General features: G+C 68.2%; 13 protein-coding genes. 9 read left to right on the top strand and 4 right to left on the bottom strand.

Going from position 1 to position 12952, the window contains the following annotated elements:
* The first annotated feature begins 39 nt into the window (after window positions 1–39).
* From dnaK to ACLFA2_RS10510, 5 genes are read left to right on the top strand one after another with little or no spacing between them, the layout of a single operon-like run.
* Window positions 40–1905 (top strand): molecular chaperone DnaK, encoded by a 1866-nt coding sequence (dnaK, locus tag ACLFA2_RS10490; RefSeq protein ID WP_029259352.1) that lies wholly within the window; start codon window positions 40–42, stop codon window positions 1903–1905.
* A gap of 2 nt (window positions 1906–1907) precedes the next feature.
* Window positions 1908–2564 carry a nucleotide exchange factor GrpE gene (locus tag ACLFA2_RS10495; RefSeq protein ID WP_021201688.1) on the top strand — a complete coding sequence of 219 codons (657 nt, stop codon included), beginning with the start codon at window positions 1908–1910 and terminating at the stop codon, window positions 2562–2564.
* A 7-nt stretch (window positions 2565–2571) separates the two neighbouring features.
* Window positions 2572–3555, top strand: a complete 984-nt coding sequence (locus ACLFA2_RS10500) for a DnaJ C-terminal domain-containing protein (RefSeq protein ID WP_021201689.1) — start codon at window positions 2572–2574, stop codon at window positions 3553–3555.
* A gap of 40 nt (window positions 3556–3595) precedes the next feature.
* Entirely contained in the window at window positions 3596–4009 is a 414-nt protein-coding gene (locus ACLFA2_RS10505; RefSeq protein ID WP_167256169.1) for a heat shock protein transcriptional repressor HspR, read from the top strand.
* A 52-nt stretch (window positions 4010–4061) separates the two neighbouring features.
* On the top strand, window positions 4062–4721 hold the full coding sequence (locus tag ACLFA2_RS10510; RefSeq protein WP_021201691.1) for a GntR family transcriptional regulator: 660 nt from the start codon (window positions 4062–4064) through the stop codon (window positions 4719–4721).
* Between the two features lie 3 nt (window positions 4722–4724).
* On the opposite strand, the gene ACLFA2_RS10515 is transcribed toward ACLFA2_RS10510, so the two are convergent.
* The 4 genes from ACLFA2_RS10515 to ACLFA2_RS10530 are packed head-to-tail and all read right to left on the bottom strand — an operon-like array spanning window position 4725 to window position 8580.
* Window positions 4725–5159 carry an ATP-binding protein gene (locus tag ACLFA2_RS10515; RefSeq protein ID WP_426621260.1) on the bottom strand — a complete coding sequence of 145 codons (435 nt, stop codon included), beginning with the start codon at window positions 5157–5159 and terminating at the stop codon, window positions 4725–4727.
* Window positions 5149–5481 carry an STAS domain-containing protein gene (locus ACLFA2_RS10520; RefSeq protein ID WP_021201693.1) on the bottom strand — a complete coding sequence of 111 codons (333 nt, stop codon included), beginning with the start codon at window positions 5479–5481 and terminating at the stop codon, window positions 5149–5151. Before ACLFA2_RS10520 ends, ACLFA2_RS10515 begins: the two co-directional genes overlap by 11 nt.
* Window positions 5465–7429 carry a glycosyltransferase family 2 protein gene (locus ACLFA2_RS10525; protein ID WP_426621261.1) on the bottom strand — a complete coding sequence of 655 codons (1965 nt, stop codon included), beginning with the start codon at window positions 7427–7429 and terminating at the stop codon, window positions 5465–5467. The genes ACLFA2_RS10520 and ACLFA2_RS10525 overlap by 17 nt, the downstream gene beginning before the upstream one ends.
* Window positions 7426–8580 carry a PP2C family protein-serine/threonine phosphatase gene (locus ACLFA2_RS10530; protein ID WP_426621262.1) on the bottom strand — a complete coding sequence of 385 codons (1155 nt, stop codon included), beginning with the start codon at window positions 8578–8580 and terminating at the stop codon, window positions 7426–7428. Before ACLFA2_RS10530 ends, ACLFA2_RS10525 begins: the two co-directional genes overlap by 4 nt.
* Before the next feature lie 156 nt (window positions 8581–8736).
* Here ACLFA2_RS10530 and ACLFA2_RS10535 point away from each other — a divergent pair, with 156 nt between their 5' ends.
* The 4 genes from ACLFA2_RS10535 (at window position 8737) to ACLFA2_RS10550 (ending at window position 12871) form a co-directional block, all read left to right on the top strand.
* A complete protein-coding gene (locus ACLFA2_RS10535) occupies window positions 8737–9705 on the top strand; it encodes a tripartite tricarboxylate transporter substrate binding protein (protein WP_426621263.1) in 969 nt (322 codons plus the stop codon).
* Between the two features lie 90 nt (window positions 9706–9795).
* A complete protein-coding gene (locus ACLFA2_RS10540) occupies window positions 9796–10353 on the top strand; it encodes a tripartite tricarboxylate transporter TctB family protein (RefSeq protein WP_243844837.1) in 558 nt (185 codons plus the stop codon).
* Entirely contained in the window at window positions 10350–12005 is a 1656-nt protein-coding gene (locus tag ACLFA2_RS10545) for a tripartite tricarboxylate transporter permease (RefSeq protein WP_167255260.1), read from the top strand. The genes ACLFA2_RS10540 and ACLFA2_RS10545 overlap by 4 nt, the downstream gene beginning before the upstream one ends.
* Entirely contained in the window at window positions 12002–12871 is an 870-nt protein-coding gene (locus ACLFA2_RS10550) for a dihydrodipicolinate synthase family protein (RefSeq protein ID WP_029264774.1), read from the top strand. Before ACLFA2_RS10545 ends, ACLFA2_RS10550 begins: the two co-directional genes overlap by 4 nt.
* Window positions 12872–12952: the final 81 nt, after the last annotated feature.

Consider the following 12952-nt stretch of genomic DNA (forward strand, 5'->3'; position numbering starts at 1 on the left):
TTCCGAACCACAACGAACTTCCAACAAAGGAGAGAACACATGGCACGTGCTGTCGGTATCGACCTCGGAACCACCAACTCCGTCGTCAGCGTCCTCGAGGGTGGCGAGCCCAAGGTCATCGCCAACGCCGAGGGCTTCCGCACGACCCCCTCGGTCGTGGCCTTCACCAAGGACGGGGAGGTGCTCGTCGGTGAGACCGCGAAGCGCCAGGCCGTCACCAACGTCGACCGGACGATCGCTTCCGTCAAGCGCCACATGGGCACCGACTGGAGCTTCGACGTCGACGGCAAGAAGTGGACGCCGCAGGAGATCTCCGCGCGCATCCTCATGAAGCTCAAGCGCGACGCCGAGGCGTACCTGGGCGACACGGTGACCGACGCGGTCATCACCGTCCCCGCGTACTTCAACGACGCCGAGCGTCAGGCCACCAAGGAGGCCGGCGAGATCTCGGGCCTCAACGTCCTGCGCATCATCAACGAGCCGACCGCGGCCGCGCTGGCCTACGGCCTCGACAAGGGCAAGGAAGACGAGCTCATCCTGGTCTTCGACCTGGGTGGTGGAACGTTCGACGTCTCGCTGCTCGAAGTGGGCAAGGACGACGACTTCTCCACGATCCAGGTGCGCGCCACCGCCGGCGACAACCGCCTCGGTGGAGACGACTGGGACCAGCGTCTCGTCGACTACCTGATCAAGCAGTTCAAGGAGACCACGGGCGTCGACGTCTCGGGTGACAAGATCGCCCTGCAGCGCCTCAAGGAGGCCGCGGAGCAGGCGAAGAAGGAACTCTCCTCCTCCACGTCGACCAGCATCAACCTGCCGTACCTGTCGCTGACCGACTCCGGCCCGGTGTCGCTGTCCGAGACCATCACCCGCGCGAAGTTCGAGGACCTCACGAAGGACCTGCTCGACCGCACCAAGAAGCCGTTCGAGGACGTCATCCGCGAAGCCGGCATCAAGGTGTCCGAGATCGACCACATCGTGCTCGTGGGTGGATCGACGCGTATGCCTGCGGTCGCCGAGCTCGTCAAGCGCGAGACCGGCAAGGACGCGAACAAGGGCGTCAACCCGGACGAGGTCGTCGCCGTCGGCGCGGCTCTCCAGGCCGGTGTCCTCAAGGGTGAGCGCAAGGACGTTCTCCTCATCGACGTCACCCCGCTGAGCCTCGGCATCGAGACCAAGGGCGGCATGATGACCAAGCTCATCGAGCGCAACACGGCCATTCCGACCAAGCGCAGCGAGACCTTCACCACGGCAGACGACAACCAGCCGTCCGTCGCGATCCAGGTCTTCCAGGGCGAGCGTGACTTCACGCGCGACAACAAGCCGCTCGGCACGTTCGAGCTGACGGGTATCGCACCGGCGCCCCGTGGCATCCCGCAGATCGAGGTCACCTTCGACATCGACGCCAACGGCATCGTGCACGTGTCCGCCAAGGACAAGGGCACCGGTACCGAGAAGTCGATCGTCATCTCCGGCGGCTCGTCGCTGTCGAAGGAAGACATCGAGCGCATGGTGCGCGAGGCTGAGGAGCACGCAGCGGAGGACAAGGCGCGCCGTGAGGCCGCCGAGGTCCGCAACCAGGCCGAGACCCTCGCGTACTCGATCGACAAGCTGATCACCGAGAACGACGACAAGCTGCCCGAAGACGTGAAGACCGAGGTCAAGGCCGACGTCGACGCGCTCAAGACGGCGCTGGCCGGCGAAGACGACGAGGCTGTGAAGACCGCGTTCGACAAGCTCAACCAGTCGCAGTCCAAGCTCGGCGAGGCCATCTACGCCTCCTCGCAGGCGGATGCCGCTGCCGGCGCTTCGGCTGACGGCGAGGCCCCGGCCGGTGACGCTCCCTCCTCCGATGAGGACGTCATCGATGCCGAGGTCGTCGACGATGAGGACGAGAAGAAGTAATCATGACGGACAAGAACTTCGACGAGAACCAGTTTCCTGAGTCCGCCGAAGGTCGCAGCGAGGGGTCGGATGCTCAGGCATCCGGCCCCGCGCCGCACCACCAGGACTCCCGTGAAGCGGCAGCCGCCGAGGGGTCGGACGAGACCCCCGTCGACGGTGCGCCGGACGACCTCACGGTCGACGACATCCTCGGCGCCACGCAGACCGGCGAGGCCGCGGCGGAAGACGCCGTGCTCGCCGACCTCGAATCCACACTGCTGAACGACCTCAAGCGCCTCCAGGCCGAGTACGCCAACTATCGTCGCCGCACCGAGGAGCAACGCCAGGTCGAGAGCGAGCGCGCGAAGGGCGAGGCCGCCAAGGGTCTCATCCCCGTGCTCGACGACCTCGACCGCGCCGCCCAGCACGGCGATCTCGTGGAGGGGACTCCCTTCGCCGTGATCGCCGACAAGGTGCGGCTGGTCGTGGAGCGTCTCGGAGTGGTCGCGTACGGCGAGAAGGGCGAGGAATTCGACCCCCAGCGTCACGAGGCGATCTTCCAGCAGCCGACTCCCGGCGCCGAGAAGACCACCGTGCTGGAGGTCGTCGAGGTGGGCTACCGCCTCGGTGATGTCGAGCTGCGCCCCGCGAAGGTCGTCGTCGCCGTCCCGGAAGGGTAGGTGATCGATGGCCAGCCAGGATTGGTTCGACAAGGACTTCTACAAGACCCTCGGGGTCTCCAAGGACGTCAGCGATGCGGACCTGAAGAAGACGTATCGCAAGCTCGCGCGCAAGTATCACCCGGACTCCAATCAGGGTGATGCCAAGGCCGAGGCGAAGTTCAAGGAGATCAGCGAGGCCTACTCGGTGCTCTCCGACGCCGAACAGCGCAAGGAATACGACGAGATCCGCGCCATGGGCTCCGGCGCCCGCTTCACGGCGGGCGGCCAGGGAGCCGGCGGCTTCGAAGACGTGTTCAGCCGTTTCGGACAGCAGGGCCGCGGGCAGACCGCCGACTTCGAGGACATCTTCGCGATGTTCAACCAGGGGCAGGGCGCGAGCTTCGGCAACGGTCGCTTCGGTCAGCCGAGCGGCGGTTACCGCGGCTTCGGTGGTCCGCAGCGCGGTGCCGACGTCACGGCCCGCACCACGCTCGACTTCATCACCGCCGTGCAGGGCGAGACCATCTCGCTGCAGGGTGAAGACGGCAAGCCGTTCAAGGTGAAGATCCCTGCGGGTGTCGCCGACGGCCAGAAGATCCGTCTGCGCGGGCGCGGTCGTCCCTCGCCCGATGGCGGAGAGAGCGGCGACATCGTGGTGCAGATCGCGGTGCGCCCGCATCCGGTCTTCACCCGCGACGGTCTCAACCTGCGAGTCGTCGTCCCGGTGACGTTCACCGAGGCCACTCTCGGGGCGACCATCGAGGTGCCCACCCTCGGCGGCGACGTGGTGAAACTCCGCGTCGCACCCGGCACCCCCTCCGGGCGGGTGCTGCGGGTCAAGGGCCGCGGTGTCACCACCTCGAAGGGCACGGGCGACCTGCTCGCCGAGCTTCAGGTCGCGGTGCCCACGCACCTCGATGAGGCCGCACGCGAAGCGCTGGAGAAGTTCCAGGAACTCGAGCCCACGGAGAACCCGCGGGCCGAGCTGATGGCGAAGGCGCGGCGATGACCGGTCGTCGAAGCGGACACCGGGGGCGGAGGCGTTCATGATGAATGCCGACACCCCGGTGTTCGCGATCGCCGCCGCCGCCGAACTCTCCGGCCTCCATCCGCAGACCCTGCGGCAGTACGACCGCATCGGCCTCGTCGTCCCCGGGCGCACCTCGGGGGGCTCGCGCCGTTACTCGACACGCAACATCGAGCAGTTGCGCGAGGTCGCTCAGCTCTCCTCCGAAGGGGTGAGCCTTCCCGCGATCGCTCGTCTGCTCGACCTGGAAGACGAGAACAGGGCGCTGCGTAATCGCATCACCGTGCTCGAGAGCGCGCTGCGCACCGAGCGCGAGAGCCGTCCGGGCGTGCGCGTGTTCGCCGCCGGGTCCGCGGGCGTCGTGCCCATGCCGACCGGTCGCCGCCTTCGGCGCTCGACCGAGGTCGTGCTCTGGGACCCGCGCGGGAGCGCCTAGGTCACTCGCGATGGGTGGTGTGTATCCTGTCAACAGTTAACAGGAGGTCACCATGACGCAGACCGTCACGCGCGGAGAATCCCTCGGCGCCCAGGTGGCGCGGGTGCTCCGCCAGCGCATCGTGCGCGGCGAACTCGCCCCGGGCGCACGCATCACCGAAGAAGCGCTCGCCGAGGAGTTCTCGGTCAGTCGGGGACCGGTGCGCGATGCCCTGACGCAGCTGAGCTTCGAGAAGCTCGTCGAGGTGCAACGTCCGCGTGGGGTCTACATCGTCGGACTCACCCGCGACGACGTCGATCAGCTGTACAGCCTGCGGGGCGCTCTCGAACAGCTCGCCCTCTCTCGAGCGATGCGCGTCGACGACGACGAGCGCTGGGAGGCCATCTCCGCCGCCGTCGCGCGGATGGCCGAAGCCGCCGATGCCGGAGACCACGCGGCGTTCGTCACCGCCGACCTCGAGTTCCACTCGCAGATCTACGCGCTCGCCGATCACCCGCGCCTCGAGGGGGCGTGGAACCAGTACCTGCCGACGTTCACGGCGCTGCTCGAGGTCACGATCAACCATGACGAGGATCTCCATGAGTCGTCAGACGATCATGTGAAGCTGCTCGAGGTCATGCGCACCGGTACCCAGGAAGCTGCTGCCGAGGTGTTGAGCGCCCACCTCGACGGTGCACGCGAGCGCATGCTGCACGAGGTGGGCGGACGCTGACCGTCAGATCGACGGATCGTTCGGATGCGCCTGCAGCCGACGCACCAGCCCCCAGGTGTTGCCGCGGGCTGTCGCCGAATGGCTGAACTCGTCGAGAGCGGCCTGCGCCAGAGCAAGACCGCGTCCGTTCTCGCTCGCCTGCTCGGGCATCGCGACGCCGTCCCAGTCGATCGTCGCCGGTTCCGCCGAGTCGACGACCTCAGCGTGCAGCGCACCGTCGGAAGCGCGCACATCCACGCTCATCGTCACGTCGATGCCCCGGCTGTGCTGTGCGATGTTGGTCGCGACTTCGCTGAGCGCGAGCGTGAAGAGGGTGCGGTCTTCGGCGGGGACGCCGGGCGCGCGTATCCAGAGCCGGTCGAGCTCATCCAGGACGCGGTCGACGAGGGCGAGTTCTGCCCGCCCGTCGATGTGGAAGCCCGGCGGTTCAGCTGCCATCGAACGCCGATTCCGGCGTGGGGTAGTCGCGAAGCACGCGATCGAGGTTGGTGAGGTGCAGGACCGTCTTCACCGCGTCGGGCACGGCGGCGATCCGCAGGTCTCCGCCCGCGACCCGGGCGCTCTTGAGGCCTCCGACGAGGGCGCCGAGTCCGGAGGAATCGACGAATTCCGTGCCACGCAGATCGATCGCGATGCGGGGCTGTCCTGCGGTGACGAGGTCGCTCACCGCGTTTCGCAGCAGCGGCGCGCCCGAAGCGGTCAGCCGCCCCGTGATCGCGATCACGGCATAGCCGTCCCTGTTCTCAGTGCTGACGTTCATTCGACTCCTTCTCGAGGGCGCGGGCGGCCGGTCCGCGGTAGCGGGCGGCCTGGATGATGACGCTGAGCACGACCAGGTCGTACAGCACCCAAGCCGTGTTCACGATCGTGCCGGTGCCGTCGGCGGTTCCGATGATCACGCGGGTGATGCCGATGATGAGGGCGATCGCGAGCATCGCCATCGCGGTGAGCTGGGGCCAGATCTGCCCCCAGGGGATGCCGCGGGGGTCGCGGCCGTCCTTCCGCGTGACGGCGAAGGAAAGCGGGCGGCCGAGTGCGACGTTGGCGAATGCCGTCCAGCAGGCACGGATCCATACCGGGAACAGTGCGAGCGAGTACTGCTGCCCCCTCCAGGTGCGCACGCCCTTCGCGACCACGAGGAACAGCGCCTGATTCACGAGGAAGTACGGCAGGAAGCGGGCGAAGAAATCCAACGACCAGGCGGTGACCGGAAGCACACCCCACACCAGGTAGACGACCGGGGCCACGAGATAGACGATCGCGGCGAATCCCGACAGGTACGTCCACATCGTGGAGAAGTACATCAGCCGCTGTCCGGCCGAGAGGCCCCGTTTGACGAGCGGGTTGTCCCGCAGCATCACCTGCAGAGTGCCCTGCGCCCAGCGCAGTCGCTGCGTCAGCATCGTGCGCAGGTCTTCGGGAGCGAGACCGTGCGCCAGGATCTCGTGGTGGTACACGCTCTTCCAGCCGAGGGCGTGCAGCTGCATGGCCGTGGCCATGTCCTCGGTGACCGAGATCGTCGCGAGGGGGAGGATGGGCTGTGCCTCGTCGCCACGGTCCAACCGCAACGCGTCCAGCAGACCCCGCACAGCGGCGACGGCGGTGACCGGGGAGAGGTCGGAGGCGGCGAGGGTATCGAGGCCGGCCTCGTCGACGATCACCGCGCCCAGCTCGGCGTCCTGCTGCAGCGGAAGGGCGCCGATCTCCGCCAGGTCAGCCCTGATGCCGTCCATATCGTGCGCGATGAGGATGCGTGAGGCATGGTCGACCGACTCGCGCACCCGCGCGGCGACATCGGCGACCGATTCTCCGGCCGCGAGTTCCTTCCGTCCGCGGCTGATCGCGATGCGCAGCGCCGACAGCTCCGTCGCCAGGGCGGAATCCGCTGCGGTCTGCGCCTCCCGGGCGATCAGGGTCTCGGCGGCCTTGAGTGCCCGGGAGGCCGAGTCGGTGACGTCGCGCACATACCCCACGATCCCGAGTCGCATCAGGGCTTCGCGTCGCAGCACGGCGTTCGAGCCGCAGAAGAAGGCGGCGTTCCATCCGTCCTTGCCCTGCTGGATCGGACCGTAGAACAGCGGCGCCTGGCTGCCCAGCGGATCGGCGTCATCGACGTTCACGAACCACTGCGGCGTCTGCACGAGGGCGACCTCCTCGTCGTCCGCGAAGTATCCGAGCGTGCGATGGAGGATCAGTGGATCGGGAACCTGATCGGCGTCGAGGATGAGGAGGAACTCGCCGTCGGTCTGGAACAGTGCGCTGTTCAGGTTGCCGGCCTTGGCATGCCGCGGCTTTCCCGTCCACTCCTCCGAGCGCGTGAGGTAGCCGACCCCCGCCGCTCGGGCTTCGGCCTCCAACTCGGGGCGCGAGCCGTCGTCGAGGATCCAGGTCGAGTGGGGGTAGGCGATGTTCTTCGCCGCGCGGGCGGTGGTCATCACCAGAGCCACCGGTTCGTCGTACGTCGTGATGAACACGTCGACTGTCCCCTGCGGCGGCGAGACGGCGGCCGGCCGCTCGCGTGCGCGCCACATCGTGAGGCAGAACAGGAACGTGTCGATCAGGCTGTAGGTCTCGGCGATCACGAGGGGCACGGCGATCCACCACGCCGACCAGTTGACCGATTCGAGCCAGCGCCATGCCACGTAGTTGACACCCAGCAGCACGGAGAGCAGGGCGAGGATGCGGATCGCCGCGAACCGGGCGGTCATGCGTCCCTCCGCGCCACCACGACGGTGATGTCGTCCGTCGCACGATCGTCGGCGGCGAGTCGCAGCGCCTCGCGCACCGCACCCTCCGGGCCGAGCGCTCGGAGCACGCGCTGCACATGGGCGAAGGGATCGTCGGCGTCGAGCACATCCAGCAGTCCGTCGCTGCAGCAGATGAACGTGTCGCCGGGTTCGAGCCTCGTGGTCATCGGGACGCGGGCATCGACGACGCCCATGCCCATCCCGAGCGGCAGGTTCTTGGAGCGCAGGTGCGTCCAGGAACCGTCGGCCCGGATCACGAAGGCGAGGTTGTGCCCGGCGTCGATCACGTCGAGATCCCCGCTCTCGGGTCGCAGCTCGGCGACCATGGCGGTGACGAACATCGCCGTGTCGGCGAGGTCCTCTTCGAGCAGACGATCGACATCGGCCACGGAGACGGCGAGCGAGCGCTCGGGGGCCGTCCGCAACGACGCTCGCACGGTCGCGGCGACGAGTGCGGGGCCGGTGCCCTTGCCCATCGCGTCGGCCACTGTGATGCGCAGCGCCCCTCCGTGCGTCGAGAAGTCGTAGTAGTCGCCCGCGAGCATGCCGCGCGGGGCGGCACCCGCAGCGATCGTGTAACCATCGAGCTCGGGGTTCGAGCGTGGTCGCAGCGCGCGCTGGAGAACAGCCGCGTGGTCGATGTCCTGGTCCTGGGCGAGCTCGGTCTGCACCCAGAACGCCAGGTCGCGCAGCAGGTCGCGCTGTGCTTCGGTGAAGGTGTGGGGCTCGGTGTCGAGCACGCACAGGGTGCCGACGGGCTCGCCGCCGGGCGCGTGCAGCGGGTGGCCGGCATAGAAACGCAGGTGCGGGTCCCCTGTGACGAACGGGTTGTCGGCGAAGACATCGGTGATGAGGGCATCTTCGACCACCACAGTCGCGTCCTGCGAGACCGTGTAGTCGCAGAAGGAGTCCTGCCGGGGGGCTTCGTTCCCGCCCAGCCCGATCTGCGCCTTGCGCCATTGCCGATCACGGTCGATCAGCGAGACGCTGACCATCGGCACGCCGAACATCTCCTTCGCCAGCCGTGCCACCCGGTCCACGCGCTCGTCCGGTGGTGTGTCAAGGATCCCCAGTTCCTCGAGCGCTGCCTGTCGCCGTCGCTCGTCGAACATGTGCTCCGCCCCTCCTACGGTCGCCTTCGGCCATCCTAGAAGGAACGCATGGCCGATGGGACGCCACTCGCGCACCCGCCAGTGTTGACTGTTAACAGTCAACACTGCTACGGTCGGGGAGTCGACAACAGGGTCGACCCACGTAGAGGAGCAAAGATGCCCCGCAAGCGCATCACCCGGGCGGCCGCCGCGATCGCCGCCCTCGCAGCCACCGCTCTCATCGTCTCGGCCTGCACCAAGGTCGAGGAGGGCGAGGAGGCCGGATCGACGTTCCCCGAGAGCGACATCCGCCTCATCATCCAGGCCAACCCCGGCGGAGGGTCCGACCTCTCGTCGCGCGCGCTCGCCACGGAGCTCGAGAAGATCCTCGGCGTCAGCGTCATCCCGGAGAACATGCCCGGTGCCGCCGGAGCGCTGGCCATGGAGTACGTGGGCGCGCAGGATCCCGACGGGTATGTCATCGGATTCGCGCCGGTCGAGATCGCGATGCTCAACACCACGCAGAGTGCGAACGTGCTGCCGGACGACTTCGACCTGCTCGGCCAGATCATGCTCGCCCCCGGCGTGGTCACGGTCGGCGCGAACAGCGGTATCGAGACGCTGGAAGACCTGGTCTCCCAGGCGAAGGCGGGTGCCGTGACGGTCGCCAACTCCGGCGCCGGCTCCATCTGGGAGGCGGCGACCATCGGGCTCGGCGACGCGACGGACGCCGACTTCAACCCGGTGCCGTACGACGGAGGAGCGACAGCCGTCGCAGCAGCGGCATCGGGTGAGACCGTCGCCGCCGTCTCCGGCCTCGGCGAAGCCCTGGCGCAGGGTGAGGCCGTGCGCATCCTGGCTGTCATGAACGACGTGCGCCACCCCGACGCGGAAGACGTCGAGACGGTCGAAGAGGCCATCGGTGAAGACGTGATCTTCGGCGGCTGGGGCGGCATCTATGCACCCAAGGGTCTCCCTGACGACGTCAAGACCACGCTCGAAGCCGCCGTGAAGGAAGCCGTCGAGTCCGACAGCTACCAGAAGTTCCAGGCCGACGCCGGAAACCTGGTCGTGTACCGCGACTCCGCTGAGTGGACCACCTTCGTCGACGAGCAGTTCGACCTCTTCAAGGACCTCCTGGGCTGAGAAGACCGGGTCGCCGATGCTGCGGGGCCGGGCTCATCACCGGCCCCCGCAGCACCCACCCTCACTTCTCGGATCAGGAAAAGGAGCACCATGTCGACCTCCGCATCGGACGGGTCTGCAACGCACGCCTCCGTCGCCGCCACGGACGACGGGTACCAGGGCGCCTCCGCCTCGCGTCCCCTCGAGATCGTGTTCGCGGTCGTCGCCCTCGGGTTCACCGCCGGCTACCTCTTCCTCGCGACGCAGATCCCGCTGCGCCGCGAGGCCGCCCCCGGGCAGATCGACGCCCGCTTCTGGCCCCTCGTCATCGGGGTCACCGGCGTCGTCATCGCCATCGCGCTGCTCGCGGTCGCGATCACCCGTCCGGCCCCCACCCGTGAAGACCTCGAGCGCATCCAGCCAGGAGGCTACCTGCGCGTGATCGCCACCCTCGCGATCACCGGCACCTTCATCGCGCTGTGGTCGCTGGGTTCGGTCATCCTGTTCGGCTACCGCATCGAGGTCTTCCCGATCGCCGCCGCTCTGCTGATGGCCGCCCTCATGCTCCTCTACGGCCACCGCCGCTGGCTGAGCCTCGTCATCTACTCCGCCTCCGTCACGGCGTTCGTCTACGTCGTGTTCGGGATGCTCCTGAGGATCCCCCTGTGAACGCGCTCATGGAGGGGCTGAACTCGCTCCTCGACATCTCGATCCTGCTCTACATGCTCGTCGGCCTCGTGCTCGGGTTCATGGTCGGAGCGTTCCCCGGCATCACCGCGACCATGGCCGTCGCCCTCGCCGCCGGCTTCACGATGACCCTCGAGCCCGTGCAGGGTCTCGCCGTGCTGCTGACGATCTACGTCGCGGCGAACTTCGGCGACCGGGTGCCGTCCATCCTGATCAACACCCCGGGCACGCCCGCGTCCATCGCCACCACCCTCGACGGGTATCCGATGGCGAAGCAGGGAAGGGCGGGGCTCGCGCTCACCGTCTCGGCGATCGTCTCGGCGGTCGGCATCCTCGCCTCACTCGTGCTCTTCGCGGTCGCCGCCGTGCCGATCGCCAGCTTCGCCCGCGACTACTTCAAGTCGCCCGAGCTGTTCGCGCTCGTGGTCTTCGGCATCGCGATCATGATCGGCATCTCGTCGAAGTCGATGCTCAAGGGCATTCTCGCCGGACTCTTCGGCCTCATGCTCGGCAGCGTCGGCACGTACGCGGCCACCGCCGACCAGCGCTTCACCTTCGGGGTGCTCGAACTCGTCGAGGGCGTCAACTTCATCGCCGTGATCATCGGACTCTTCGGCATCGCCGAGCTGTTCGACCAGCTGCTCACGCATCGGAAGTCGGCCGTGCGCCCGATCTCGAGTCTCGGCCGCTGGTGGCCGAACCGCGCCGAACTGAAGCAGAGCGGGCGCGCGACCGCGGTCGGCGGCGCCGTCGGACTCGGTGTCGGGCTCATCCCCGCGGCCGGTGGGGACATCGCCGGACTCATCGGGTGGGAGCGGGCACGCAAGGCGTCGAAGCACCCCGAGATGTTCGGCAAGGGATCGATCGAGGGTGTCGCCGCCTCCGACACCGCCTCCAGCGCCACCCTCGGCGGCTCCCTCACGACGACCATGGCCCTCGGCATCCCCGGTGACTCGGTGATGGCCGTGATGATCGGCTCGATGATCATCTGGGGCATCACCCCCGGTCCCACACTCTTCACCAACCGCCCCGACCTGGTCGTCTCGATCGTGGGCATCATGCTGATCGCGACGATCCTCTCCCTCGCGCTCAGCCTGGTGCGCATGAAGGGCATGGTGAAGCTGCTCGACGTGCCGCAGCCGTATCTGTGGAGCGGCATCCTGATCTTCTGCATCATCGGCACCTACGCCACCTCGAACAGCCTCTCGACGGTCGTGACGATGCTCGTCTTCGGTGTGATCGGAGTGCTGCTCAAGCGCATGCAGGTGCCGGCCGGTCCGGTCGTGCTCGGCCTCCTGCTCGGACCGCTCGCCGAGGAGAACCTCGCCCGCACGCTGGCGATCCTCCCCACGCGTCCGTTCTTCGAGGTGGTCAGCCCCATCGCGCTCGTGCTGCTCGCCCTGGCCGTGCTCTCGATCGTGATGCCGGCCATCCGCGCCGCCCGGAGGCCCCGTGCCGAGCGCGCCTCGCTCGCGGACTCGATCCTGCACGACGACAGCATCCAGCAGATCGAGAAGGCACACGACGAGCTCGCCGCCCAGCCCGATCTGCTCACCTCCACCGTCCGCAACGTCGACACCTCAGGGCGTCGTGCCCGCAAGACCCGCAAGAACTCCGAGGAGACCGAGAAGTGACCCGCTATGACATCCTGACCGCCGTGCCCACCGCGTTCCACCGCGACGGCACCCTCGACATCGAGGGCTCGCGTGCGATCTTCCGGTTCGTCGCCGATTCGGGGAACGAGGGAGCGTTCGTGCTCGGCACGACGGGCGAGTTCCCCGCCGTGGACGCCGACGAGTTCGCGGCCATCGTGGAAGCGGCGTTGGCCGAGCTGCAAGAGCGCATGCGCGTGGTCGTGCACGTCGGTCGCCCCAGCACCTTCGAGGCCGTGCGGCTGACCCGTATCGCCCGCCGACTGGGCGCGACCGAGTTCGCCGCGCTGACGCCGTACTACCTGCAGGCCACGGACGACGCGATCTTCGAGTACTACCGCGCGGTGTCGGAGGCCGTCGGGGACGGGCGGCTGTACGTGTACATCTACCCGGCCCGCAGCGGCAACCCGGTGTCGCCGGAGCTCCTCGCGCGTCTCGCACGACTGCCCAACGTCGTGGGCGCCAAGATCAGCGAACTCTCCCTCGACGACATCGCCGCCTACCGTGCCGTCGTGCCCGCCGACTTCGACCTCTACACCGGCGCCGACCGCGACCTGATCGCGGCCGTCGAGGTGGGGGCGCAGGGCGTCGTGTCCGGGGTGTCGTCCGTCACGCCGAAGCCGTTCCGCGCCCTCGCGGACGCCGCGCGGTCCGGGGACGCGGCGGCCATCGTCGCTGCGCAGGCCGCGGTCGACGATGTGGTCGCGCTCATCGGTGGCGACATGGCCCGCATGAAGGAGGCGTACCGCGTGCTCGACGTGGTCGACACGCACTGCCGCATGGCGATCGCCGAGCCGAGTGCCGCCGAGCGCACCGCCGTCGCCGAGGTGGTGGCCGCGCACCGGTGACACGTCACAGGTGACACGGTCACAGGAGATGGAAATGTCGTCTTCCTAGCGTGGAACCAGGGAACGACCCTGCTCCGCGCC

Origin of the sequence: Microbacterium sp. As-52 (assembly GCF_049949185.1) — a bacterium.
In the GTDB taxonomy this organism is placed as follows: domain Bacteria; phylum Actinomycetota; class Actinomycetes; order Actinomycetales; family Microbacteriaceae; genus Microbacterium; species Microbacterium maritypicum_A.